Consider the following 23,147-nt stretch of genomic DNA (forward strand, 5'->3'; position numbering starts at 1 on the left):
TCCGCATCCCGCGCCGCTGGCACGCTGGGTCCGCGCGCAATGCCGCGCGCGCTTCTTCGAGCGGCCATGCATCGAATCGTCATCGCCGACGACCACCCCATCGTCTTTCGCGCCTTGCGTGACGCGTTGCCGAGCAACGGATTCCGCATCGTCGCCGAGTGCACCGACGCCACGGCCGCACTTGCGGCGGTGCGCGCGCACACGATCGCCACGCATCCGGTCACATTGATCCTGGACCTGCATCTGCCCGGCGGCGGCATCGCCGTGCTGAAGCGCCTGCGCGCGCAGCTGGTGCCGGCGCGCGTGCTCGTGCTCTCGGGTGAACCGGAACGCACGGGCGGCCTGCGTGCCTTGCGTGCGGGCGCCGACGGCTATGTGCCGAAGTCCGATCCGCTGGCCGACGTCGCGCTGGCCATCGATCTGGTCGCGCGCGGCAAACGCTTCTTCCGCCCCGTGGTCACGGCCGGCACCAGCCATGGCGCGCAGGACGACGACGCACTGCTCGGGAGCCTGAGCGATCGCGAGTACGGCGTGCTGAAGGGCCTGGCCGAAGGGCGCACCAACGGCGAAATCGCCTTCGATCTCGCGCTGACGCCCAAGAGCGTCAGCGCATGCCGCAACAAGCTGATGCGCAAGCTCGGCCTCGACAACCTGCCGGCGCTGATGGCCTTCGCGCGCATGAACCACGTCACGCACGACTAGGGCGTGCACGATCAGCGCACGGTTGCCTCCGGTGCGACCAGGCCCGCGAGCGCCGCCGCCAGTTGGTCCACCTGGAAGGGTTTTGCGAGATACGCATCCATGCCGGCCGCGATGCAGCGCTCGCGTTCGCCCTGCATCGCATTCGCGGTGAGCGCGAGGATCGGAAGGCGCACGCGGCCCCGCGCTGCTTCGTCTGCGCGGATACGCGCAACGAGGCCATAACCATCCAGGTTCGGCATGTGGCAATCGGTGATCAAGGCCGCGTAGCGCGCGGAGGCCTCCGCATCGCGCAGCACGGCCCAGGCCGCTTCTCCGTCGTCGGCCATGTCGCACGCCCATCCGAGTTTCGCGAGCTGCCCGGCGATCACTTCGCGATTCACCGGATGGTCTTCCGCCAACAGCGCGCGCAGGCCGCGCGGCGGCAGGACGGCCGTGGCGACCGGCGCGCACTTCACGGGCATCACCGCCGCCACGAGCGGCAAGGTCACCGTGAAGCGGCTGCCTGCGCCGAGCGCGCTTTCGCACACGACGTGGCCTCCCATGAGTTCCGCGAGCCGCTTCACGATGCTCAGGCCCAGGCCCGTGCCGCCGAACCGGCGCGTCGTCGCGGCGTCGGCCTGCTCGAAGGGTTCGAACAATTGCGCCAACGCTTCGGCCGTCATGCCGATGCCGGTATCGCGCACGCTCAGCTGCAGCGCGCTGCTGTCCACGCGCGCGTGTACGTCGACGCATCCATCGGCGGTGAACTTGACCGCGTTGCCCGCAAGGTTGAGCAGGATCTGCCGCAGCCGCACGGGATCGCCGATGACCGCCGGCGGCACATCGCGGCCAATATTCACGCCTATGCGCACGTTTCGCCGCTTCGCCTGCGGGGCGAGCGACGCGCACACCTCGTCGATGAGCGGGCGCAGGGCCACGGGCACGTGTTCGAGTTCCAGCTTGCCGGCCTCGATCTTCGAGAAGTCGAGGATGTCGTCGAGGATGGTCAGCAGCGCGACCGACGATGCACGGCAACTGTCGAGCAGGTGCTGTTGCGCGGGCGCGAGCGCGGTGTCGCCCAGTAAGTCGATCATCCCCAGCACGCCGTTCATCGGCGTGCGGATCTCGTGGCTCATCATCGCCAGGAAGCGGCTCTTCGCCGCCGCCGCCGCGCGCGCTTCTTCCACGGCCTGCGCGAGTTGTTGCTGCACGCGCCGTTCCTCGGTGAGGTCGATCGCGATGCCGACGATGCCGATCGCGCGCCCGCGCGCATCGAACACGGCTTTCTTGCGTGCGCGCACGTCGCGCAATTCGCCGTCGATGCGCATGCGTTCGTCGAACGTGCGCGCCTCGCCGGTCGCGAGCAACTGCCGGTCCTGCGCGACGAACCGATCGTGCAGGCGCTTGCCGAACAGGTCCCGGTCGTTGCGGCCCGCGATGCTGTCCACGTCCCATTGGAAGGTCGCCGCGAACGCACGGTTTACGCGCCGATAGCGCAGCGTGGTGTCCTTGAAGTACAGGATGTCGGGCACGGCATCGAGGATGGATTGCAGCGTGCGCTCGTTCGCGTTGTGCCGCCGCCGCCGACGCAGGTCGGCCACCGACAACACCGCCAGCGCCCCCATGCCGAGGATCATGAACGCGCGCTCGTGCCAGTGCTGCGAGACGAACCAGAGCGCGGTGCCCATCGCACAGATGAGCAGCGGCGTGGCGATGCCTGCGTCGAGCTGGCGGCGGAGACGATGGCGCAGGGTCGGCATGGGCCGAGCATAGGCGCGGTGCAAGGGCGCGCGCGGCGACAAAAGTCCACGCGCGAAGTCTCGCGCTGCATTGCGCCGGATTCCGCCGCGTGTTGCCCTTTGGGCCAATGTCGCGCGCGGGCGGTGTCGAGAAGAATCGTTCACCAGTCTCGACAGGAATCACGGCATGGAACGGTTGCGCACGCGAATTGCAGGCCTGCTGCTGTGCTTGATGCCCTTCGCTGCCAGTGCGGCGGCGCCCGGTGGCGCGTGGGATTGGGCCGTCGCACCGTATGTGTGGGGCGCGAGCATCGGCACCGACATCCACACGACGACACCGCCGACGGATGCAAGCGCGGATACGGCGTTCCCCGATGTCGTCGACATCCTCGACGGCGTGTTCGAGGTCCGAGGCGAAGGGCAGGGCGATGCGTTCGGCGTGTTCGCCGACTTCACCTACTTCGGGCTCGCCGATGAAACGCAGCGCCGTTTCCAGCGCACCGAGTCCGACATCGACATGCGGCTGATCGATGTCGCCGCGGTGTGGAGCCCGGGGCAGACGCGGTTCGTCGGCCTGGAAACCTTCGCCGGTGCGCGCGTGATCGACCTGGATTTCACGCTGCAGTTCCTGCCCGACAATCCGTCGTTCGCGCCGCGAGCGATCGACCGGGGCGAAACCTTCTACGACTTCATGCTCGGCGCGCGCTACACGTGGGCCTTCTCGGAGCGCTGGTCGCTCACCCTGCGCGGCGACGGCTCGTGGGGCGATACCGAGGGCACCTGGAACGCGAGCGTGCTCGGCCAGTACCACACGCGCAACGGCAGTTGGGCGTTCGGTTATCGCTATCTCGACGTCGATCTGGAGAGCAGGGGCGACAAGCTGAGCGTGTCGCTCGACGGCCCCGTGATCGGTTATGCCTTCCGCTTCTGAGGAGTTCCCATGCGTTCGTTCGTGAAAGTGTTCGCCCTTGCGTTGCTCGCCCTCGCCACCCTTCCGGCATGGGCGCAGAAGCCTTCCGCGTATCCCGCCAAGGGCCAGTCGGCCGAACTCAAGGCGCAGGACGATGCCGCCTGCGCCGCGTGGGCCAAGCAGGACACGGGCATCGACCCCGCCGCGACGGCGTCCACCACGACCGCCAGCACCGGCCCGCAGGGCGAACGCGCCCGGGGCGCCGTGCGCGGCGCCGCGGCCGGCGCGGTGATCGGCGAAGTCGCCAACGGCGATTCGTCCGATGGTGCGGCGATCGGCGCGACGGCGGGCGTGGTCGCGGGCGGTCGTGCCGCGCGCCGCAACCAGGCCGCGCGCACGCAACAGGCGCAACAAGCGCAGGCCAACGCACAGGCCACGTACTGGAACTCGTGGGGCGCTTGCATGGCAGGCAAGGGCTACTCCGTTCGCTGACCGGGTGTCCCTCGACAAACCGACCCGATCGGGCGATACCATCGGGCCACACCTCGCCGATGCCCAGGGCGAAGGAGGCCGGATGCACATGCCGCGCGCAGGTTGGATCGCAGTGCTGTTGGCGTCGTCGTTGGTCGCACCCGACCTGTTCGCACAGCAAGCGCCCGCACAGGCGCCCGTCGCGACCTCGGCCATGCCTGCGAAAGCCTCGTGCGGCACGCGCGAGCCCGGCGACACGCGGCCGCGCATCGGCCTGGCCCTCGGTGGCGGTGGCGCGCGCGGCGTCGCGCACATCAGCGTGCTGAAGGAACTCGAAGCGCTGCACATCCCCGTCGACTGCATCGCCGGCACCAGCATGGGCGCGCTGGTCGGCGGGTTGTACGCATCGGGCCGGTCGACGGACGAGATGGAGAAATTGATCCTCTCCACCGACTGGAAGCAATTGTTCAACGACAGCGTTCCGCGCGAAGAACGTTCCTATCGCCGCAAACACGACGATCGCGACGGCCTGGCCACCGTCGGCGTCGGCATCAGCGGCGGGCGCGTGCGCGTGTCCCCGGGTTTGTTGCAGGGCGAGCGCATCCTGTCGATGTTCGAACGCGAAACCCTCGGCGTCAGCGAGATCGACGACTTCGACAAGCTCCCGATTCCCTTCCGCGCCGTCGGCACGGATCTCAATACCGGTCAGTCCGTCGTGCTCGGCTCGGGCAGCCTGCCGATGGCGATGCGCGCGAGCATGTCGCTGCCGGGCATCTTCCAGCCGATGCAGATCAACGGCACGGTGCTGATCGACGGCGGCGTCGCCAACCAGGTGCCGATCGACGTCGTGCGCGCGATGGGCGCGGACATCGTCATCGCCGTGGACGTCGGCACGCCGTTGGAAACGCTGGATCGCAACGCCAGCCTGCTGCAGGTGGTCTCGCAGATGAGCGGCATGCTCACCGTCGGCAACACGCAGCGCATGCTCGCCACGCTGGACGATCGCGACGTGCTGATCGTGCCGAAGCTCGGCTCGGACGTGAAAACCGGCGACTTCGAAAAGGCGGCGCGCGCGCTGGAGATCGGCAACGACGCCGCGGAGGAGGCGCGCCCGCGCCTTGCGCACCTGTCCGTGGCGCCCGATGCCTACGCCGCATGGAAGCAAGGCCGCCCGGTCGTGGCGACATCGCCGCCGGTGATCGCCTTCGTCAAGCTCGACAACGAGACGCCGTACTCCGACGAGTTCCTGCTCTCGCAACTCGACATCGACGTGGGCAAGCCGCTCGACACGCAGCGCATGGAAGACCAGCTGATCCGCGTCTACAGCCTGGGCACGCTGGCGAGCATCACTTACGACGTCGTGCGCGAAGACGGCCAGACCGGCTTGCGCGTGCATGCACGCGAGAAGGCGCAGGGGCCGAACTACGTCCAGCTCGGCTTCACGCTGAGCAGCGATTTCCAGGGCACGTTCGAAACCTCGCTGCGCGCGGCGATCCTGGTCACACCGCTGTCGGAGAACGGTGCGGAAGGCCGCGTCACGGCGACCGTGGGCACCGAGCCTTCGCTCATGGGCGAGTACTACCGTCCCTTCGGTGCGACCAACCGTTGGATGACATACACGCGCGTTGGCTACTTCAATCCCAACTATCACATCTTCGACGACAGCGGCCACGACATCGCCGAGTACGACGTGCGTTCCATGCTCGCCGACTTCCAGTTCGGGCGCGAGTTCGGCAACTACGGCGCCGCCGGCATCGGTTACCTGCGCGCGGTGGGCAAGGCGAAGGTGGAAACGGGCGATCCGCAACTGCCGCGATTCAATTTCGATACCGGCCGCGCGTACGCGTTCGTCAGCGTGGATCGCTCGGACAGCCTGTACTTCCCGACCAAGGGCTACTGGGGGAACCTGTCGTATACGGTCGCGCGCGAAGGCCTGGGCAGCGACACCAATTACGACACCATCGACTTCGACATCATCGCGGCCAAGCCGTTCGAGAAGAACGCGATGCAATTCGGCGCGTCGTACCACGCCACCGTCGATGGGGTCTTGCCGATCCAGGATCGCTATCGCCTGGGTGGACGCGGCAAGCTCGTGGGATTCCGCACCAACGAGCTGACGGGCCAGAACTACGCACTCGTGTTCGTCGGATACACCTACCGGTTGGCGGAGGTCTTCGGGCGTTCGGCGCTGGTCGGCGGCACGATCGAATACGGCAACGCGTGGGAAAACCGCTCGGACATGGCCTGGGACGACGGCATCCTCAACGCGAGCGCGTACCTGGGTTTCGATTCGTGGTTCGGGCCGATGCTCTTCGGTTACGGCTGGCGCGAAGGCGGGGACGGTGTGCTGTTCCTGGAGATCGGCAAGACGTTCTGACGGCATACTGCGCGGCATGACGCTCTCGCTCATCGCCGCCCTCGACCGCCACCGCGCCATCGGCAAGGGCAACGCCCTGCCGTGGCACCTGCCCGCGGACCTCAAGCGCTTCAAGGCGCTCACGCTCGGCAAGCCCGTGCTGATGGGGCGCAAGACGGCCGAGTCGATCGGGCGCGCATTGCCGGGCCGACGCAACCTCGTGCTCACGCGCAGCGGGCGCGTGCCGTTCGACGGCATGGAAGCGGTGGCGTCGATCGAAGCGGCGATCGCGATGGCCGACGAGGTGTGCGTGATCGGCGGCGGCGAGGTGTATGCGCTTGCGCTACCGATTGCGACGCATTTGCACCTGACGCATGTCGACACGGTGGTCGAAAACGCGGATGCGTTTTTCCCGGCGTTCGATCCGGACGATTGGCGCGTGGTGTCGCGCGAAGGCCATGCGATCGACGACAAGCATGCGCTTGCGTTCGAGTTCGTCGACTACGAGCGCGCCTGATCGGTCTTGCGATCGTCCTTGTGATAGGGCGGACGCGCATTCGGCGGTGAGGCGGGCACGTCGCGGCCGGCGACCTGCACCACGCGCAATTCGTCGGTATCCAGTTGCAACGCGGTGAGCTTGCCGCCCCACACCGCGCCGGTGTCGATCGCGTGCACGCCGTGGCCGAGGAACAGGCCCAGCGTCGACCAATGGCCACACACGATCTTCAGGTCGCGCTGCGCGCGGCCCGGCACTTCGTACCAGGGATACAGGCCCGGTTGCTGCGAACCCGGCGCGCCCTTTTCCTCGAACGCGATGCGGCCGCGCGGCGAGCAATAACGCAGGCGCGTGAACACGTTGATGATCGCGCGATCGCGTTCCATGCCGGTCAGGCGCGGCGACCACGCGGGGCGGTCGCCGTACATGTTCTTGAGCAGCTTGCGGAAATCGTTGCCGCGCAGTTTCTGCTCGATTTCGCTGGCGTGCTTCTGCGCCAGTTGCGTCGTCCACTTCGGCGCCAGGCCCGCGTGCACCATCATCCAGCCGATGTCACGGTCGGCGTGCACCAGCGGTTGCAGGCGCAGCCAGTCGAGCAGCTCGCGCGCATCGTCGGCGAACAACACGCGCTGCAGGTCGGCGTTGACCTTGCGCTGTTCGTCCGGGCGTCGCTCTCCGATCGCGAGTAGCGACAGGTCGTGGTTGCCGAGCACGACGACGCTTTGCGCGCGCAGCGAATGCACCAGGCGCAGCGTTTCCAGCGATTGCCCGCCGCGGTTGACCAAATCGCCGCAGAACCACAGTCGATCGGCCGCGGGGTCGAACTTGATGCGCTCGAGCAAGCGCTGCAGCGAGTCGTAGCACCCCTGCAGATCGCCGATGGCCCAGGTCGTCATTCGCGTCGCATCCGTGCGTCGCCGTCAGTGCAGCGTGCGCGGAATGGTGAGCGTGAACGCCGGGATGGGCGCCGCGAAGCGCGTCCCGTCGTCGGCGAGCATGTCGTAGCTGCCGCGCATCGTGCCCAGGCTCGTTTCCAGTACCGCGCCGGAGGTGTATTCGAAGTCTTCGCCGGGGCGCAGCCAGGGCTGTTCGCCGACGACGCCTTCGCCCGTCACTTCCTCGATCTTGCCGTTGGCGTCGGTGATCACCCAATGGCGGCCGAGCAGGCGCGCGGGGACCTTGCCGCGATTGCGGATGTGGATGGTGTACGCGAAAACAAAGCGGCCTTCGTCGGGTGCGGATTCCTCGTCGAGGAATCGGGTGGCGACATCGATGTCGAAGGCGTAATCGGTGGTGCTCGTCATGCCGACAGTGTAGCCCGAGCGTCCGTGAATGTTAGGCGGCCGGCAGGTTCGCCAGCCTGATGAAGCCCGCCACGTCCACCTGTTCGGCGCGTGCATCGGGGCGTATACCCGCCGCTTCGATCATCGCCGAATCGGCCACGCCATTCAGTGCGTTGCGCAAGGTCTTGCGGCGCTGGCCGAAGGCCGCGCGCACGACGTGTTCGAAGCGCTTGCGATCGTTCACCGCGATCTGGTCGCGCGGCAGCGGCACCATGCGCACGACCGCCGAATCGACCTTCGGCGGCGGGCGGAACGCACCCGGCGGCACCTTGAACAGCGGCGTGACGCGGCAGTAGGCCTGCAGCATCACGCTCAGGCGGCCGTAGACCTTGTTGCCCGGCCCGGAGGCCATGCGGTCGACCACTTCCTTCTGCAGCATGAAGTGCATGTCGCGGATCACGTCGGCGTGCTCGAGCGCGTGGAAGAGGATCGGCGAGGACAGGTTGTAGGGCAGGTTGCCGACCAGTCGAATCTGCGAATCGCCGGCGAGCGCCGTGAAATCCACCGACAGCACGTCGGCGTGCACGATCGTGAGTTCGCCGTGCGGCTTCGCCGCTTCGGTCAGCGGCGCGATCAGGTCGCGATCGAATTCGATGACGGTGAGCGCGCCGTGGCGATCGAGCAACGGGAAGGTGATCGCGCCCTGGCCCGGGCCGATTTCGACGAGGCGATCGCCGGGTTTCGGATCCACCGCCTGCACGATCTTCGAGATGATCCCTTTCTCGTGCAGGAAGTGCTGCCCGAGGTGCTTCTTCGCTTCGCGCTGGAAGGTCGGCTTGTCGGTCATGCGGTTTCCTTCGCGCGCGCCAGGCGCGCGCAGGTCTCGACGGCGGCGAACAGGCTCGACGGATCGGCGATGCCGCGTCCCGCGAGATCCAGTGCCGTACCGTGGTCCACCGCAACGCGCGGATAGGGCAGGCCGAGGGTGAGGTTGACCGCTTGCTCGAAGCCGCTGAACTTCAGCACCGGCAATCCCTGGTCGTGGTACATCGCAAGCACGGCGTCGTAGTCGCGCAGTTTCGCGGGCAGGAATGCGGTGTCGGCGGGCAGCGGGCCGTCGAGCACCATGCCTTGTTGGCGCAATGCGTGGAGCACCGGCGCGATCGTGTCGATTTCCTCGCGACCCAGGTGACCGTCTTCGCCCGCATGCGGGTTCAGGCCGAGCACGGCGATGCGCGGGTGCGCGATGCCGAAGTCCAGGCGCATCGCGCGATGCAGGATGCGCAGCGTGCGTTCCAGGCCATCGCGCGTGATCGCATCGGGCACCGCGCGCAGCGGCAGGTGCGTGGTGGCGAGCGCGACGCGCACGGTTGGATTGGCGAGCATCATCACCACATCGCAACCGGCTTGCCGTGCGAGCAGCTCGGTCGTGCCGGTGTAGGCGATGCCGCCTGCGTTGATCGTGGCCTTGTGCACCGGGCCGGTGACCAGGCCGTCGAACGTGCCGTCGAGGCAATGCTGCGCGCCGACGTGCAGCGCTTCGATCACCGCCTGCGCGTTGCGCGGATCGGCGTGGCCGAATGCGACGGGCGCGACATTGGGCATCGGGTGGACGACGACATCGCCCGGTTGTTCGGCGCGCGCGCCCGGGGCGAGCACGCGCAAGGGAAGGCCGAGGGCATCGGCGGCCGCCTGCAAGGTGGCCGGATCGGCGAAAACCGCGAGCGTGCAATCCGTCCGCGGCGTCTGCGCGAGGCGCGCGCAGAGCTCGGGGCCGATGCCGGCCGGCTCGCCCGGCACCAGCGCCAGCCGCGGCAGCGTCACGTCAGCCGCCGTTGGCGGGCGGCGGCGTCGGCACCTGGGCGGGCGTCGCTTCGGCAGGCGCGGCACCCGGGGCCGGCGGCTGCGCCGGCTGGTCGCCGGTGGCGGCGGGCGCCAGGCGCAGTTCGACGAACGCTTCGCCGCGCATCTCGCGCAGGAAGCGGTTGTATTCGTCCTCGAGCTTGCGGCGACCGATCGCTTCGCGCATCTGCGTGCGCTGGCTCTGGTTGGTGCTGCCCTGGCGCGTGCCGACGCGCTGCACGATGTGGAAACCGGCATCGGTGCGGAACGGCTTGGACACGCCGCCATCGGCGAGCGCGGCGATCTGGCTGCCGAAGGTCGGACCGAAGCGATCGGACGGGAACCAGCCGAGGTCGCCGCCCTGTGCCTTGGTCAGGTCGTCTTCCGAATCGCTCTTGGCGAGCCCTTCGAAATCCGCGCCGCCGGCCAGGCGCGCGGACAAGGTTTCGATCTTCTGGCGCGCGGCGGATTCGGGATGCGAATCGTCGATGCGCGCGAGGATGTGGCGCGCGTGGAATTCGGTGACGGGCGTGCCTTCGCCGGTGGCGTCGCGCTGCTCGACCAGCTTCACCAGCTGGAAGCCGCTCGGGCCACGGATCGGGCCGATGACCTGGCCGACCTGCATCGAACGAATCACGTTGGCGAAGGTCGGCGGGATTTCATCCAGCCCGCGCCAGCCCAGGTCGCCGCCTTCCAGCGCGTTGGGCGCGTCGGAGTAGCGCACCGAAGCCGCGGCGAAATCCATCTCGCCCTTGTCGATCAGCGCCTTGACGCCTTCGATCTTCTTCTGGCCCGTCGCGATCTGCTCGGCCGTCGCGCCGTCGGGCAGCGCCACCAGCAGGTTGGCGAGGTGGTACTGCGTGTTGTTGGCCTGCGCGGCGACGGCGGCGTCGACTTCCGCTTCGCTGATCGACACGCGGCCCTGCGCGAAGCTCTGGCGCAGCTGCTGGATCATGATTTCGTCGCGGATCGAGCGGCGGAATTCTTCCCACGTCTGCGACTGCGTGACCTGCGCGCGCAGCTGGTCGACCGTGATGTTGTTGCCTTCGGCGATGCGGCCGAGGGCGCCGTCGATGTCCTGGTCGCTGACCTTGATGCCCGAATCGGCGGCACGCTTGGTCTGCAACTTGTTGAGGATCAGGCGCTCGAGGACCTGGCGCTCGAGCACGTCCTGCGGCGGCAACTGGTCCGGGCGGTCGGTGTACTGGCCCTTGATGTTGGCCACCGCGTGGTCGAGCTCGCTCTTGAGCACGACGTCTTCCTCGACGACCGCGACCGGCCGATCGATCGGCACCAGCGACTGCGCATACGCGAAAGGCGCCAGCGCAAGCGCGACGGCGAAGACACCGGCCAGACGACGGCCGGCGGAAAGAAACGTTTGGGTCATGGCGTGGGATCCGGGTCGTCAGGGGGCTGGCCAACGGCGGTTTCCGGCGGCACCAGGTACAGATCGCCGCGATTGTAGCCAAGGATGGCCCTGCGCAGCGTCTTGCGGGTGTCCTGGCCGGCCGAGCCGAGGCCTTTGAGTTCGATCTCCAGCAGGATGCCGCGGCTGAGATCGCCTTCGCGATTGTGCACGTACCGCCGCCCCACAAGCCGAACGGCGATGCAACAGCTGTCCCACTGGACGCCGAGGATCTGCTCCAGCGGCTTGCTGTCGGCGATGGAGTAGTAATGCCGGCCGACCACGCTCCAGGTGGGGTTGATCGGGTACAGGAAGGAGAAGTCGGCCTGTTCGGAGACGTCGCGGCGGAAGCGGTAGGCCAGGTTGACGATGCCGTCGTCGGGCAGCATGTAGCGGCCGCGCACGCTCAGCAGGTCCTTCTCGCGTTCCTTCGGGTTCCACTGGTAGGAAGCGCCGAGGTTCCAGCGGTCGCTCGGCGCCCAGCCCACGTCCGCGACCCAGGCCGAGCGGCCCTGTTCGATCGGGCGTTCCCGGGGCAGCACGACGCGCGAGTCGTCGAAATACCGGATCTGGCCGATGCTCGCCGACAAACGCTCCTTGCCGTCGGCTTCGCGCAGCAGGCGCGTGGTGAGGGCGAGCGTCAGCTGGTTCGCATCCGCCTGCCGGTCCGCGCCGGAGTAGCGGTTGTCGCGGAACAGCTGGCCCCAGCTGAAGGTGAGCGCGCCGGTGTCGAAGACCGGCAGGTCGTCCTGGTTGCGATACGGCGCGTTGAGATAGAACAGGCGCGGCTCGAGCGTGTGCAGGTACGGGCGCCCGTCGATGGTGGTCGCGCGGTCGAAGTACAGGCCCGTGTCGATGCTGCCGATCGGCACGCTGCGCGTGGGCGAACGCGCCACGCGCGTGGCGGCGGCGTAGTCGCGGTCGACCTGGTAGGCGGTGTAGCGCCACGCGAGCGTCGGCTTGAAGAACCAGCTCGCGCCTTCCAGCGGCAGCGAGATGTAGGGTTTGACGTCCAGGCGCGAGCCACCGCCCGAACCGAACTGGCGCGGCACGCCCGGCCGCGCCGGCTGCGAAACGAAGGCCGCATCCTTCTGGAAGCGCACCGCGGAGGCTTCCACGCCGATGTCGAAGATCGTGTCGCGCCACTGGTAGGTCGCGTAGGCGCGCGGCACGCGGTCGAAGGGCAGGCTGGATTCGCTCAGCGTGTAGTCGGCGAGCTGGTAGGTGTCGGCCATCAGGCCCGCGGTCCAGTTGCGCCCGCGGCCGTAGATGCCCACGTCGCTGTGCGCGTTGTACACCGCGATGCCCTGGATCGAGTTGTTGAAATCCTCGAAATAGCGCGGATCGCTGATGTGCATGATGTTGGCGCGCGTTTGCCAGTTGCGCGACAGGTTGCGGTAGCCGTTGACCGCGAAATACCCGCGCGAGCCGAAGCCCGGCTCGTCCTCGCGCAGCTTGTCGTTGGGCATGTAGGCGCCGGAGATCGTCGCCATGCCGGTTTCGTGCAGGTAGCGGAACTCGGCGCCGAGCATCGACCCGCGGTCGGTCATGATCCGCGGGTACAGCGTCATGTCGTAGTTCGGCGCCAGGTTGATGTAGATCGGCTGCTTGTAGTCCAGGCCGTTGCGGTCGGAATTGGACAGCGACGGGAACAGCAGGCCCGTGCGGCGGCGATCGTCGATCGGGAACATGAACCACGGCACGTACAACACCGGCACCCTGCCCACGCGCAGGATCGCGTGGTGCGCGGTGGCGAAGCCTTCCTCGGAATCCACGTCGATGCGGTCGGCGCGCAATTCCCAGTGGCGGTCGTTGGGATCGCAGGTCGAATACGTGGAGTCGTGCAGCACCGCCTGCTGGCCGTGCATGTCGATCTCCGACGACTCGCCGTTGCCGCGGCGCGAGACCAGCTGGTACTTCAGGTCCTGGATCTTGTGTTCGTCGAGCGCCTGGTTGCCTTCGGCGTGTTCCGCCGTCAGGCGCATCGAGGCGTCCTGGTAGCGGATGTTGCCCTCGGCGATGTAGCGCTGCGTGTCGCTGTCGTATTGCAGGCGGTCTGCGCCCAGGAACTGGTCGCCGCGGCGCAGCGCGACGTTGCCTTCGAACTCCGGCGCGACATCCGTGCCCGACAGCGTGTCGCCTTCGATGTCCGTCGGCTGGGCGGCGCGGTTGCCGATGTTGATGCCGGTGGCGGGCACGTCGTCGAACGGCGCGATCGCGTCGCGCACCGGGCACAGCGAGAAATCGAGCGGCATGTCCTCCGTCGACTGCGCCCAGGCCTGCGCGGAGAGCGACAAACCGATGCACAGGGCGAGGGTGGACGGACGGAGGCTGGGTCGCACGGACATCCCGGTCGTTGCGTTGAGTCGGCGGGCAGGATGCCGCATGGCCCCGGAACGGGCAATGCACGCATCCCTCCGCGCCATCGCAGCGTATCTGTTCGTGCAGGCCGAAAAAGCCTCCGCACCGTTTCACTTCCCCTGAACACCCCGCGAGCGCGCAGCCGCCACACTCTGCGCGAGCCTCGCCTGTACCGATGAGGAATTCCATGGACAAGACCGCCCCGAACACCCATCCGACCGCTCGGAGCGATGCGCAGTGGCGCGAGCAGCTCACGCCGGAGCAGTACGCGGTGTGCCGCTGCGCGGGGACCGAGCGCGCCTTCACGGGCAAGTACTGGGACCACAAGGCAGACGGCGTCTATACGTGCGTGGCCTGCGGCACGCCCTTGTTCCTTTCCGAAGCCAAGTACGACTCCGGCAGTGGCTGGCCGAGTTATTTCGAGCCCGTCTCGCCGAGCGCGGTGACCGAACACGTCGACGATGGCCACGGCATGCGCCGCGTCGAAGTCCGCTGCGCGAGTTGCGAATCGCACCTGGGCCACGTCTTCCCCGACGGCCCGCCACCCACCGGCCTGCGCTACTGCATCAATTCGGCCGCGCTGGATTTCCACCCCGTGTCCGAGGTCGGCGGGGGCTAAGCCGGCTGGAGCCCCGACAGCGCCGCCACGTGCGCGACGCTGCATTCGGCGAGCGCCTGCAGGTCGTATCCGCCTTCGAGCATCGAGAGCATCCGGCCGCCCGCGTGGCGGCCGGCGATCGTCGCGAGTTGGTTGGTGAGCCAGGCGTAATCGTCCGCCTGCAGTTGCAACTGCGCGAGCGGGTCGCGCCAGTGCCCGTCGAAGCCGGCGGAGACGATCACCAACTGCGGGCGGAAATCTTCGAGCGCGGGCAGCAGGCGATCGCGCCACGCCGCGCGGAAGCGATCGCTGCCCGACCCCGGCGGCAACGGTGCATTGAAGATGTTCCCGTCGCCGCGCTCCTCGAGGTAACCCGTGTCGGGATACAGCGGCGACTGATGCGAACTCAGGTACAGCACGCGCGTGTCGTGTTCGAAGATCGCCTGCGTGCCGTTGCCGTGGTGCACGTCGAAATCGATGATCGCCACGCGTTCGAGCTTGCCGTGTTCGATCGCGTGCGCGGCGGCGACGGCCGCGCTGTTGAACAGGCAGAAGCCCATCGCCACGTCGCCGGTCGCGTGGTGGCCCGGCGGACGCACCGCGCAGAACGCGCGCTTGGCATCGCCGTGCAACACCGCCTCCGTCGCAGCCACGGCGGCGCCGGCCGCGCGCAACGCGGCTTCGGCGGACGCGGGCGACAGCACGGTGTCGGGATCCAGGTGCACGCGCGAGGTCGGCTGCGTGTCGAGCACGGTCGACAACAATTCGGGTGTATGCACGCGCAGCAATTGGCCGCGCGTGGCGCGCGGTGCCTCATGCCAGTCGAGCGTGGGAAATGCGGCGTGCAGCGCGTCGAGCACGGCGCGCAGGCGTTCGGGGCGTTCGGCATGGCCCGGGCCGGTGTCGTGCGCCAGGCACGCCGGGTGGGTCCACGCCTGCATCACTTGCGGCGCTCGTGTTTCCAGAGGACTTCGCCGTGGCCCGAATCGCGCGCGAGCACGCGCGCAATCACGAACAACAGGTCGGACAAGCGATTGAGGTAACGGATCGCCTCGGGGCGCACGGCGTCGTGGCGCGCGAGCGTCACCGTTTCGCGTTCGGCGCGACGCACGATGGTGCGTGCGAGATGGCAACGCGCCGCGGCTTCGCCACCGCCGGGCAGGATGAAATCCTTCAGCGGCGGCAGCGGATCGTTGAAGGCGTCGAGGTGTTTTTCGAGCGCATCGACGTCGCTTTCCTGGATCGCCGCATGCCCCGGGATGCACAGCTCGCCGCCGAGGTCGAACAACTGGTGCTGGATCGTCGTGAGCAGCGTGGCGATGGCCTCGCCCTGCGGCGCCGGCAGGGGCGATGCGAGCAACAGGCCGATCGCGGAGTTGGCTTCATCGACGGTGCCGTAGGCCGCAACGCGCGCCGAATCCTTCGCAACGCGCGTGCCGTCGCCGAGACCGGTCGTGCCGTCGTCGCCGGTCTTCGTGTAGATCTTGCTGAGGCGATTGCCCATTGAACTGACGTACTCGCTACGAGCCGTCGCGGGCGGTCAAACCGTCTGCGCGTGCAGCGCTGGCACGTGGCGGCGCAACAGCGCGAACCCGCCGAACAGCAGCGCCGAATAGAACAGCGTGCCGAGCACCGTCCACTGGAAGAACGGTAGTGCCTGCACGTAGCAGGGGAGGATCCCCGTCGTGCACGCGGGGTAGCCCGGCACCATCTGCGCCGTCAGCCACACGCCGAAGTTGCTGACCAGGAAGAACAGCACCGAGCCGGCCAGCGAATAGCCGAGCACGCGCGCGCCGGTCACCTTGCCCCGCAATCCGAAGCCCATCAGCGTGGTGAGCACGATGCAGGCGTAGACGATCCAGAAGCTCGGCGTGGAGAAGTAGTCGGCGTAGGAGCCGCCCATCTTCTGCGCGAGCACCAGGTCGGAGACGAACATGCCGGCCAGCGGCACGAGGATGGCCCACTTGCGCGCGGCGAAATAGGCGCCGCCGAACAGCGCGATGGCCTCGACCGGCGAGAAATTCGGCGGATGCGGCAACAGGCGCGTCAGCGCGGCGATCAGGATCAGGCCGGCCAGGGCGATGGGACCGGGCGCGATGGCGGCGGAAGTCGAAGGCTCGCGATTCATGCGTGACGGGCGATGGAGCGGATGGACCGTTAGCATACTCCACCCGACTCCACGGACCGGTCACGCCCCATGCCCAGCACCCGTTTCGATGTGGCCATCGTCGGCGGCGGGCTGGTGGGCGCGAGCCTTGCCATCGCGCTGGACCGCATCGGCCGCAGCGTCGCGCTGGTGGAAGCCGCGCCGGCGGGCGCGCCGCCGGCCGTGTTCGACGAGCGAAACCTGAGCTTCGCCGAAGCGACGGTCCACGGCCTGCGCGCGCTGGGCGTGCTGCAACACCTGCGCGCGCCCGCGGGTGCGATCCGCCGCATCCACGTCAGCCGCGTCGGCGACTTCGGTCGCGTCGTGCTCGATGCCGCCGAACACGGGCGCGAAACCTTCGGCCAGGTCGTGGTCGCCCGCGATTTCGGTCTGGCGCTCGAAGCGCGCTTGAACGAATGCACGCACGTGACGCGCTTCCGGCCGATGCGTTTCGAAGGCACGTCGATGGGCGAAGGCGTGCGCGTGTTGCACCTGCGCGATGGCGACGGCAACGCGAGCGAGATCGAAGCGCAACTGCTCGTCGGCGCCGACGGCACGCGCAGCGGCGTGCGCGAAGCGTTGCACATCGGCGCGGAGGAACACGATTTCCAACAGACCTTGTTCGTCGCGCGCGTGCGCGCCGAACAGGCGCCGGATGGCACCGCCTACGAACGATTCGGTCCGAATGGACCGACCGCCCTGTTGCCGCGCGGCGATGGGCATTTCGGTGTCGTGCACGGCGTGCCGCGCGAGGAAGCCGACGTCGTCGCTGCGTTGAACGAAGCCGCGTGGCTCGAACGCCTGCAATCCGCGTTCGGCTGGCGCGTCGGACGCTTGTTGTCGAGCGGCGCGCGCAGCGCGTATCCGATCGTGCAGGTCGTCGCGAAGGCGCTGATCGCGCAGCGCGCCGTCATCGTCGGCAATGCCGCGCAAACACTGCATCCGATCGGCGCGCAGGGCTTCAACCTGGGCTTGCGCGATGCGTTGACGCTCGCCGAATTGATCGAAGCCGGCGGCGATCCCGGCGATGCCGGGTTGCTCGCCGAACATGCGCGGCGTCGCGCGGACGATCGCGAACGCACGCTGGAATTCTCCGGCGGCCTCGCGCGCCTCACGGCGAACGAAGGCGAAGCGACGCGCCCCTTGCGCAGCCTTGGGTTCGGCGCCGTGCAGCATCTGCCGGCCTTGCGCGCGCAACTGGTCGGCGGTGCGCTTGGTTATCGCGGCGACGTCCCGCGGCTGTGCCGGGGCGAAGCATGAGCCGTCGCGGGCGTCTCGATGCGGTGATCGTCGGCGGTGGCGTCGTCGGTTGCGCGGCCGCGCTCGCGTTGGCGAAGCAGGGGCTGGACGTCGCCTTGCTCGAAGCGCACGTGCCCGCCGCGTGGTCGCCCGCCAAACGCGACCTGCGTGTCTACGCCTTCGCACCCGACAACGCAGCGCTGCTCGACCGCATCGGTGTGTGGCGCGGCGTGTGTGCAGGCCGGCTGCAGCCGTATCGTCGAATGCGCGTGTGGGATGCGGCGGGCGGCGGCGAGTTCGCGTTCGATGCGGACACGCTCGCGCGCGCCGAACTGGGCTGGATCGTCGAACACAATCTGCTCGTCGATCGCTTGTGGAACGCGTTGCCGGGCGCCGGCGTGCGCGTGCTTGCGCCTGCGCGCGCCGAAGCGATCGAACCGCACGACGAAGGCGTGCGCGTGCGCCTGGACGATGGCGTGACGCTCGATGCGCGCGTGCTGCTCGCCGCCGACGGCGCCGACTCCGCCGTGCGCGCGATGGCCGGTTTCGAAACCGATCTCCACGATTACGCACAGAAGGGCGTCGTCGCTTACGTCGCGAGCGAACGCCCGCACGAAGACACCGCGTGGCAACGCTTCCTGTCGACGGGGCCGCTCGCATTGCTGCCGTGCACGCGCGGCGAACACGGCGAACACCTGAGTTCGATCGTCTGGACGTTGCCCAACGCGGAAGCCGAACGCATGCTCGCGCTCGACGCCGACGCCTTCGGCATCGAGCTGACGAACGCCTTCGAACACCGCCTCGGGGCGCTCACGCTGCATTCGAATCGCGCTGCGTTCCCGCTTCGCCGCCAACTGGCGAACGACTACGCGAAGGGGCGCGTGCTGTTGCTGGGCGACGCCGCGCACGTCGTGCATCCGCTCGCCGGGCAAGGCGTGAATCTCGGCCTGCGCGACGTGGCCGCGTTGGCGCAGTTGATCGAAGACGCGAACGCGAAGCGCACCGACTGGACCGCGCCGCATCGCATCGCGCGCTGGGCGCGTGCGCGCCGCAGCGAGAACGTGACGAATGCGCACGCCTTCAGCGCGATCAACGCCCTGTTCTCGAACGACGACATGGCGAGCACGTTGTTGCGCGGGCCCTTGCTCGGACTGGCGGGAAAGATGCCGCCGCTCGCGCATGCCCTGTGGCGACACGCGGCCGGCGTCTGACGCACACAAAAACGCCGGCGTATCGCCGGCGTTTCCGTCCTCCGCTACCGCATGCTCGCGTGGAGCATGCGCCTACTGCAACCAGCCTTTCATTTCTTCCCTGGACAGGCGTCCGTTGTGGTTGCCATCGACCACCTGGAACTCGCGCATCAGGTCGGCGTTGCCGCTGGCGCGCACTTCCGAACGACTCACGTTGCCGTCGCCATTCTTGTCGAGCGCGCTCCAGTCGACCTTGTAGTTCGATGAGACCGAATCGGGCGCATGTTCGCGCACGGTGGGCGGCGGCGCATCCGGCGGTGGCGGCGCGTCCGGCGGCGGTGGCGGCATGGGCGCGTCGGGCGGCGGCGGAGGCGGCGGCATCGGGGCTTCCGGTGCGCCGGGCGGTGGCGGCATCGGCGGCGCGGGCGGCATCGGCGGTTGGTCGGTCGGCGGCACCGGCGGAACGGGCGGCGCCGGAGGCGTGGGCTCCGTCGGTGGCGTCGGCAGCGTCGGCGGTGGCGGCGGGGTCGGCGTCTCCGGATAGGTTTGTGCGAACGCCGGCGCGATCGCGAGCGCGGCGAGCAATCCAAGAATCAACGGCGTCTTCCGAATCATTGCGGGGCACTCCCTGCGTTGGACTCGGCGACCGTAGGAGTGCGCGGATCAAACGCCCGTCAATTCACGCGACCGCCGATCGCGTTCGTTCAGGTGCTGCCGCGCGCCATCGCGAAGACCGTGATCTCTTCGCGGTCGTGGTAGAGCTGCTTGGCGCGGATGCGCATCGGGCGCTGACTCTGCTGTTCGAACAACGCCAGGCAGTCGCGCGTTTCATCCCAGCGCTTCTTCATCGGCAGTTTCAGGTTGAACACCGCGTGCCTGCACCAGCCTTCGCGAAACCACTGCGCCATGCGCGCGGCGACGCGCTTGGGCGACTCGACCATGTCGCACACCATCCAGTCGAGCGGCTTGGGCGGTTGCCATTGGAAGCCGTCCGCGCGCAGGTGCTCGACCAAACCGGTGTCGAGGACGTGTTGGCGCAAAGGGCCGTTGTCGATCGCGGTGACGCGCAGGCCGTGGCGCGTGAGCACCCACGTCCAACCGCCCGGCGCCGCACCGAGATCGGCCGCGCGCATGCCTTGCTGCAACCAGCGCGCGCGTTCGTCGGGTTCGAGCAACACGAGGAAGGCTTCGTCGAGCTTCGAGGCCGAGCGCGATGGCGCGTCCGGCAGCGTGCGCAAACGCGGAATTCCCAGCGGCCAGGGCGAGGCATCGCGTGGATGGCCGCTCGCGAGCAGGACGTGATCGTTGGCGAGGAAGCACACATGCAAGCGCGGCAGCGCGGCATCGGGCTGCATCGTCAGCAGCTTTGCCTTGCGCAGCGCCGGGCGCAACGCATTGCCGAAACTGCGCGCAAGACCGGCCAGTTGCCGCGCCTCGTCGGAATCGGGATGTTCGACGATCAGATCGCCGAAGGCCGCGCGTTCGAACAGCGCAGCCACGATCGGCGTGATGCGGTCCTTCGCATCCAGCCCGCGCAAGTCGGCGAGCAGGCGCAGCTTCTGCCGCGCGAAGATGATGTCGCGCAAGGGCAGGGCCTGCGCGAGCGCGTGGCCCTGCGTGGTGAAGAACTGCACGAAGCCGGTATTGCGTTCTGCGCGCGCCCATCCGGCATCGCCGGCGTGCGCCGCGCGTTCGCCGAGTTCGGCGGCCAGTTCCGGTTCGAAACCGGGGCGGCAATAACAGAGCAGACCGTTGGCGCGTTCGACTTCCACGCTCAGTAGAACGCGCCGCCGGCCGCGCCGTAGCGACGCAGCACGTCGCACGCCGCGTCGCGATGCAGGTCGCGCGTGACGGCGATGCCGCGGCGTTCGAGTTCGCCGACCCAGTCGGCCGGCAACGGACCTTCGTCGAATTCGGTCAGGCGCATGACGTCTTCCGAACGCGCGCCGATGAGCAGCGCATCGATGCCCGCCCAGAACGTCGCGCCGTAGCACTGGCAACACGGCTGCGCGGAGGTCGCGAGCACGATCGGGCCCGCGCCTTCGCCCGGCGCGGATTCGTTGAGGCGCATGCGCTGCATGCGTTGCTGCGCGAGCATGTACGCCATGATTTCGGCGTGCGCGACCGAGCACGCGTGCGGCTCCACGCGATTCACGCCGACCGCGATGATGCGATCGTCGGGGCCGAAGACGGCCGCGCCGAACGGACCACCGGTTTTCGCATCGACGTTGCGCGCGGACAGATCGATCGCCAGCGCGACCTTGTCGGCGTCGCTGGCGTAGACGTGCGAAGTGTCGACCGCCTCGTGCACCCAGGCCGGCAGCGTGAGATGAACCTGTGCGTAGAGCATCAGCGCACCGACGAGGCCGGTGCGGGATCGATGACCGGATCCACCGCGTCGCGCTTGGCCAGGCACTTGTCCTGCACGCAACGGCACTGCGTGCCGATGCACTGCGGCTTCGCGCTGCAATCGGCGTCGACGGTGCAAGTGTTGTCCACCATGCGCTGCGGCGGCAACGGGCCGCCGGTGCGCCGCGGCATGGACACCGGGGGCGGCGACGCGGTCGATGCCGCAGCCGGTGGCTGCTGTTGCGAGGCATCCTGTGCCGCGGGCGCCGCGCACGCCGCGAGCACGAGGCACGTTGCGATCAGGAGCGTCCGCGCCAGGTTCATGCCTTGGTCGTCCAGGTGTCGCGCAGCGTGACGCTGCGATTGAAGACCGGCGCGTCGCTGCGATGGTCGCGGCGATCGGCCACGAAATAACCGATGCGTTCGAACTGGTAATGCTGTTCCGGCGCGGCGAGCGCGGCCGCCGGTTCGACGTACGCGCGCACGATGGTGCGCGAATCGGGATTCAGATGATCGCGATAGGTCTTGCCGTCGGTGTCGTCGTCCGGATCGGGCACGTTGAACAGGCGGTCGTACAGGCGCACTTCCGCGGGCACCGCGTGCTGCGCGCTCACCCAATGGATCGTGCCCTTCACCTTGCGATCGGCGCCGACCATGCCGGGGCGCGATTCGGGATCGAGCCAGCCGCGCAGTTCCACCACGTTGCCGTCGGCATCCTTGATCACTTCATCCACGCGCGCGATGCCCGCGCCGCGCAGTCGGATATCGCCGCCGGGCACCAGGCGCTTCCACCCCTTCGGCGGGACTTCGGCGAAGTCGTCCTGTTCGATCCACAGTTCGCGCGAGAACGGAATATCGCGTTCGCCCTGCGTTTCGTCCTTCGGGTGGTTGGAGAAGCGCAGCGTTTCGGTGTGGCCTTCGGGCAGGTTCGTCAACACGAACTTCAACGGCGCGAGCACCGCCATGCGGCGCGGCGCGTGCGCGTCGAGATCTTCGCGCAGCGTGTTCTCGAGCACCGAGAAATCGATCATCGAGTTCTGCTTCGACAAGCCCAGGCGCGAAACGAACAACTTCAGCGCCGACGGCGTGTAACCGCGACGGCGGATGCCCTGCAGGCTCGGCATGCGCGGATCGTCCCAGCTCTCGACCAGGCCGTCCTGCACCAACGCCATCAGCTTGCGCTTGCTCATCACCGTGTAATTGATGTTGAGGCGCGAGAACTCGATCTGGCGCGGCTTGCTCGCTTCGAAGGGCAGGCCCTTGCCGGTGAGCGGCGCGACGAGTTCGGGGTGGTGCGCGAGGTCGACCTTGTCCACGCACCAGTCGTACAGCGGGCGGTGGTCTTCGAACTCGAGCGTGCACAGCGAATGCGTGATGCCTTCCACCGCGTCGCTCAGCGAGTGCGCGTAGTCGTACATCGGGTAGATCGGCCAGTCGTTGCCGGTCTGGTGGTGTTCGGCGTGCTTGATGCGGTACAGCGCCGGGTCGCGCAGGTTGATGTTGCCCGCGGCCATGTCGATCTTCGCGCGCAGCGTGCGCGCGCCGTCGGGGAACTCGCCGGCGCGCATGCGGCGGAACAGGTCGAGGTTTTCTTCGATACTGCGGTCGCGATACGGGGAGTTGCGGCCCGGCTCGGTCAGCGAGCCGCGGTATTCGCGCACCTGTTCAGCGGTGAGGTCGCACACGAAGGCATCGCCTTGCGCGATCAGTTTTTCGGCGGCCAGGTACAACACCTCGAAGTAGTCCGAGGCGTGGCGCAGGTCGTGCCAGTCGTAGCCCAGCCAGCGCACGTCGTCCTTGATGGCTTCGACGTAGACCGGGTCTTCCTTCACCGGGTTGGTGTCGTCCAGGCGCAGGTTGCACCAGCCGCCGAATTCGGCGGCGATGCCGAAGTCGGTCCAGATGGCGCGCGCATGCCCGATGTGCAGGAACCCGTTGGGTTCCGGCGGGAAGCGGGTCTTGATCGACCCGTGACGACCGGAGGACAGGTCCTCGCGGACGATCTGCCGGATGAAGTCGGTGGGGCGCGGGGCGTCGGCGCCTTCGGCGGCCGGGGGGGCGGGGGCTGTGGACACGTTGGG

At 68.3% G+C, this 23,147-nt stretch carries 23 protein-coding genes; 8 read left to right on the top strand and 15 right to left on the bottom strand.

Translation table 11 applies throughout. The annotated features are described in order from the left end of the window. Positions 1–66: 66 nt before the first annotated feature. Positions 67–702, top strand: coding sequence for a response regulator transcription factor (locus GN331_RS06475; RefSeq protein WP_197427022.1), 636 nt, complete (start codon positions 67–69; stop codon positions 700–702). A gap of 11 nt (positions 703–713) precedes the next feature. Here GN331_RS06475 and GN331_RS06480 read toward each other — a convergent pair whose 3' ends face one another. Then, positions 714–2,441, bottom strand: coding sequence for a PAS domain-containing hybrid sensor histidine kinase/response regulator (locus GN331_RS06480; RefSeq protein ID WP_156641080.1), 1,728 nt, complete (start codon positions 2,439–2,441; stop codon positions 714–716). Between the two features lie 166 nt (positions 2,442–2,607). On the opposite strand from GN331_RS06480, the gene GN331_RS06485 reads away from it, so the two are divergent. From GN331_RS06485 to GN331_RS06500, 4 genes are all read left to right on the top strand, one after another. Beyond that, positions 2,608–3,351, top strand: a complete 744-nt coding sequence (locus GN331_RS06485) for a hypothetical protein (RefSeq protein ID WP_156641081.1) — start codon at positions 2,608–2,610, stop codon at positions 3,349–3,351. Positions 3,352–3,360: 9 nt separating this feature from the next. Further along, the gene (locus GN331_RS16735; protein WP_156641082.1) at positions 3,361–3,822 is read left to right on the top strand and encodes a glycine zipper family protein; all 462 of its coding nucleotides are present in this window, start codon (positions 3,361–3,363) and stop codon (positions 3,820–3,822) included. Positions 3,823–3,904: 82 nt separating this feature from the next. Continuing rightward, the gene (locus GN331_RS06495) at positions 3,905–6,178 is read left to right on the top strand and encodes a patatin-like phospholipase family protein (protein WP_156641083.1); all 2,274 of its coding nucleotides are present in this window, start codon (positions 3,905–3,907) and stop codon (positions 6,176–6,178) included. Positions 6,179–6,194: 16 nt separating this feature from the next. Beyond that, on the top strand, positions 6,195–6,674 hold the full coding sequence (locus GN331_RS06500) for a dihydrofolate reductase (RefSeq protein WP_156641084.1): 480 nt from the start codon (positions 6,195–6,197) through the stop codon (positions 6,672–6,674). Here the strand turns inward: GN331_RS06500 and GN331_RS06505 are convergent. Genes GN331_RS06505 through lptD form a run of 6 tightly spaced genes read right to left on the bottom strand, consistent with a single transcriptional unit; the run spans position 6,659 to position 13,525 of the window. Next, positions 6,659–7,549 (bottom strand): symmetrical bis(5'-nucleosyl)-tetraphosphatase, encoded by an 891-nt coding sequence (locus tag GN331_RS06505; protein ID WP_156641085.1) that lies wholly within the window; start codon positions 7,547–7,549, stop codon positions 6,659–6,661. The two genes, GN331_RS06500 and GN331_RS06505, sit on opposite strands and share 16 nt — an antisense overlap. A 24-nt stretch (positions 7,550–7,573) precedes the next feature. Beyond that, positions 7,574–7,957: a Co2+/Mg2+ efflux protein ApaG gene (gene apaG, locus GN331_RS06510; protein ID WP_156641086.1), complete on the bottom strand. Its 384-nt coding sequence runs from the start codon at positions 7,955–7,957 to the stop codon at positions 7,574–7,576. 31 nt (positions 7,958–7,988) lie between these two features. Beyond that, a complete protein-coding gene (gene rsmA / locus GN331_RS06515) occupies positions 7,989–8,783 on the bottom strand; it encodes a 16S rRNA (adenine(1518)-N(6)/adenine(1519)-N(6))-dimethyltransferase RsmA (protein WP_156641087.1) in 795 nt (264 codons plus the stop codon). After that, positions 8,780–9,760, bottom strand: coding sequence for a 4-hydroxythreonine-4-phosphate dehydrogenase PdxA (gene pdxA, locus GN331_RS06520; RefSeq protein WP_331713382.1), 981 nt, complete (start codon positions 9,758–9,760; stop codon positions 8,780–8,782). The genes rsmA and pdxA overlap by 4 nt, the downstream gene beginning before the upstream one ends. A 1-nt stretch (position 9,761) precedes the next feature. Further along, positions 9,762–11,165, bottom strand: coding sequence for a peptidylprolyl isomerase (locus tag GN331_RS16740; protein WP_156641089.1), 1,404 nt, complete (start codon positions 11,163–11,165; stop codon positions 9,762–9,764). Further along, positions 11,162–13,525, bottom strand: a complete 2,364-nt coding sequence (lptD, locus tag GN331_RS06530; RefSeq protein WP_331713383.1) for an LPS-assembly protein LptD — start codon at positions 13,523–13,525, stop codon at positions 11,162–11,164. The genes GN331_RS16740 and lptD overlap by 4 nt, the downstream gene beginning before the upstream one ends. A gap of 206 nt (positions 13,526–13,731) precedes the next feature. Between lptD and msrB the strand changes: the two genes are divergently transcribed. Further along, positions 13,732–14,163: a peptide-methionine (R)-S-oxide reductase MsrB gene (gene msrB / locus GN331_RS06535; protein WP_156641091.1), complete on the top strand. Its 432-nt coding sequence runs from the start codon at positions 13,732–13,734 to the stop codon at positions 14,161–14,163. On the opposite strand, the gene GN331_RS06540 is transcribed toward msrB, so the two are convergent. The 3 genes from GN331_RS06540 to GN331_RS06550 are packed head-to-tail and all read right to left on the bottom strand — an operon-like array spanning position 14,160 to position 16,270. Then, the gene (locus tag GN331_RS06540) at positions 14,160–15,083 is read right to left on the bottom strand and encodes a histone deacetylase family protein (protein ID WP_156641092.1); all 924 of its coding nucleotides are present in this window, start codon (positions 15,081–15,083) and stop codon (positions 14,160–14,162) included. The two genes, msrB and GN331_RS06540, sit on opposite strands and share 4 nt — an antisense overlap. Next, positions 15,083–15,646 carry a cob(I)yrinic acid a,c-diamide adenosyltransferase gene (locus tag GN331_RS06545; protein WP_156641093.1) on the bottom strand — a complete coding sequence of 188 codons (564 nt, stop codon included), beginning with the start codon at positions 15,644–15,646 and terminating at the stop codon, positions 15,083–15,085. The genes GN331_RS06540 and GN331_RS06545 overlap by 1 nt, the downstream gene beginning before the upstream one ends. A 36-nt stretch (positions 15,647–15,682) precedes the next feature. Next, complete coding sequence (locus tag GN331_RS06550; protein ID WP_156641094.1) at positions 15,683–16,270, bottom strand: DUF6580 family putative transport protein; 588 nt, start codon at positions 16,268–16,270, stop codon at positions 15,683–15,685. Positions 16,271–16,339: 69 nt separating this feature from the next. Here GN331_RS06550 and ubiH point away from each other — a divergent pair, with 69 nt between their 5' ends. Both ubiH and GN331_RS06560 read left to right on the top strand, forming a co-directional pair. Further along, positions 16,340–17,548, top strand: a complete 1,209-nt coding sequence (gene ubiH, locus GN331_RS06555) for a 2-octaprenyl-6-methoxyphenyl hydroxylase (protein ID WP_156641095.1) — start codon at positions 16,340–16,342, stop codon at positions 17,546–17,548. Then, complete coding sequence (locus GN331_RS06560) at positions 17,545–18,738, top strand: FAD-dependent oxidoreductase (RefSeq protein WP_156641096.1); 1,194 nt, start codon at positions 17,545–17,547, stop codon at positions 18,736–18,738. Before ubiH ends, GN331_RS06560 begins: the two co-directional genes overlap by 4 nt. Positions 18,739–18,810: 72 nt before the next feature. On the opposite strand, the gene GN331_RS06565 is transcribed toward GN331_RS06560, so the two are convergent. From GN331_RS06565 to GN331_RS06585, 5 genes are all read right to left on the bottom strand, one after another. Continuing rightward, the gene (locus tag GN331_RS06565) at positions 18,811–19,332 is read right to left on the bottom strand and encodes an EF-hand domain-containing protein (protein WP_156641097.1); all 522 of its coding nucleotides are present in this window, start codon (positions 19,330–19,332) and stop codon (positions 18,811–18,813) included. An 89-nt stretch (positions 19,333–19,421) separates the two neighbouring features. Further along, positions 19,422–20,489, bottom strand: a complete 1,068-nt coding sequence (gene rlmM, locus GN331_RS06570; RefSeq protein WP_331713384.1) for a 23S rRNA (cytidine(2498)-2'-O)-methyltransferase RlmM — start codon at positions 20,487–20,489, stop codon at positions 19,422–19,424. A gap of 2 nt (positions 20,490–20,491) precedes the next feature. Continuing rightward, positions 20,492–21,067: a nucleoside deaminase gene (locus tag GN331_RS06575; protein ID WP_156641098.1), complete on the bottom strand. Its 576-nt coding sequence runs from the start codon at positions 21,065–21,067 to the stop codon at positions 20,492–20,494. Continuing rightward, positions 21,067–21,390 (bottom strand): hypothetical protein, encoded by a 324-nt coding sequence (locus GN331_RS06580; RefSeq protein WP_156641099.1) that lies wholly within the window; start codon positions 21,388–21,390, stop codon positions 21,067–21,069. The genes GN331_RS06575 and GN331_RS06580 overlap by 1 nt, the downstream gene beginning before the upstream one ends. Continuing rightward, positions 21,387–23,141 (bottom strand): glutamine--tRNA ligase/YqeY domain fusion protein, encoded by a 1,755-nt coding sequence (locus GN331_RS06585; protein ID WP_331713385.1) that lies wholly within the window; start codon positions 23,139–23,141, stop codon positions 21,387–21,389. The genes GN331_RS06580 and GN331_RS06585 overlap by 4 nt, the downstream gene beginning before the upstream one ends. Positions 23,142–23,147 lie beyond the last annotated feature (6 nt).

The organism is Noviluteimonas gilva (genome assembly GCF_009740395.1).
Lineage (GTDB): Bacteria > Pseudomonadota > Gammaproteobacteria > Xanthomonadales > Xanthomonadaceae > Noviluteimonas > Noviluteimonas gilva.

Bases quoted from the DNA above. Each gene is read 5' to 3' on its own strand.
- GN331_RS06540 (WP_156641092.1), bottom strand. From the start codon at position 15,083: ATGCAGGCGTGGACCCACCCGGCGTGCCTGGCGCACGACACCGGCCCG.
- GN331_RS06580 (WP_156641099.1), bottom strand. From the start codon at position 21,390: ATGAACCTGGCGCGGACGCTCCTGATCGCAACGTGCCTCGTGCTCGCG.
- GN331_RS06475 (WP_197427022.1), top strand. From the start codon at position 67: ATGCATCGAATCGTCATCGCCGACGACCACCCCATCGTCTTTCGCGCC.
- msrB (WP_156641091.1), top strand. From the start codon at position 13,732: ATGGACAAGACCGCCCCGAACACCCATCCGACCGCTCGGAGCGATGCG.
- GN331_RS06480 (WP_156641080.1), bottom strand. From the start codon at position 2,441: ATGCCGACCCTGCGCCATCGTCTCCGCCGCCAGCTCGACGCAGGCATC.
- GN331_RS16735 (WP_156641082.1), top strand. From the start codon at position 3,361: ATGCGTTCGTTCGTGAAAGTGTTCGCCCTTGCGTTGCTCGCCCTCGCC.
- GN331_RS06565 (WP_156641097.1), bottom strand. From the start codon at position 19,332: ATGATTCGGAAGACGCCGTTGATTCTTGGATTGCTCGCCGCGCTCGCG.
- GN331_RS06495 (WP_156641083.1), top strand. From the start codon at position 3,905: ATGCACATGCCGCGCGCAGGTTGGATCGCAGTGCTGTTGGCGTCGTCG.
- GN331_RS06485 (WP_156641081.1), top strand. From the start codon at position 2,608: ATGGAACGGTTGCGCACGCGAATTGCAGGCCTGCTGCTGTGCTTGATG.
- GN331_RS06575 (WP_156641098.1), bottom strand. From the start codon at position 21,067: ATGCTCTACGCACAGGTTCATCTCACGCTGCCGGCCTGGGTGCACGAG.
- GN331_RS06500 (WP_156641084.1), top strand. From the start codon at position 6,195: ATGACGCTCTCGCTCATCGCCGCCCTCGACCGCCACCGCGCCATCGGC.
- rsmA (WP_156641087.1), bottom strand. From the start codon at position 8,783: ATGACCGACAAGCCGACCTTCCAGCGCGAAGCGAAGAAGCACCTCGGG.
- GN331_RS06505 (WP_156641085.1), bottom strand. From the start codon at position 7,549: ATGACGACCTGGGCCATCGGCGATCTGCAGGGGTGCTACGACTCGCTG.
- GN331_RS06560 (WP_156641096.1), top strand. From the start codon at position 17,545: ATGAGCCGTCGCGGGCGTCTCGATGCGGTGATCGTCGGCGGTGGCGTC.
- GN331_RS06545 (WP_156641093.1), bottom strand. From the start codon at position 15,646: ATGGGCAATCGCCTCAGCAAGATCTACACGAAGACCGGCGACGACGGC.
- apaG (WP_156641086.1), bottom strand. From the start codon at position 7,957: ATGACGAGCACCACCGATTACGCCTTCGACATCGATGTCGCCACCCGA.
- GN331_RS06550 (WP_156641094.1), bottom strand. From the start codon at position 16,270: ATGAATCGCGAGCCTTCGACTTCCGCCGCCATCGCGCCCGGTCCCATC.
- ubiH (WP_156641095.1), top strand. From the start codon at position 16,340: ATGCCCAGCACCCGTTTCGATGTGGCCATCGTCGGCGGCGGGCTGGTG.
- GN331_RS16740 (WP_156641089.1), bottom strand. From the start codon at position 11,165: ATGACCCAAACGTTTCTTTCCGCCGGCCGTCGTCTGGCCGGTGTCTTC.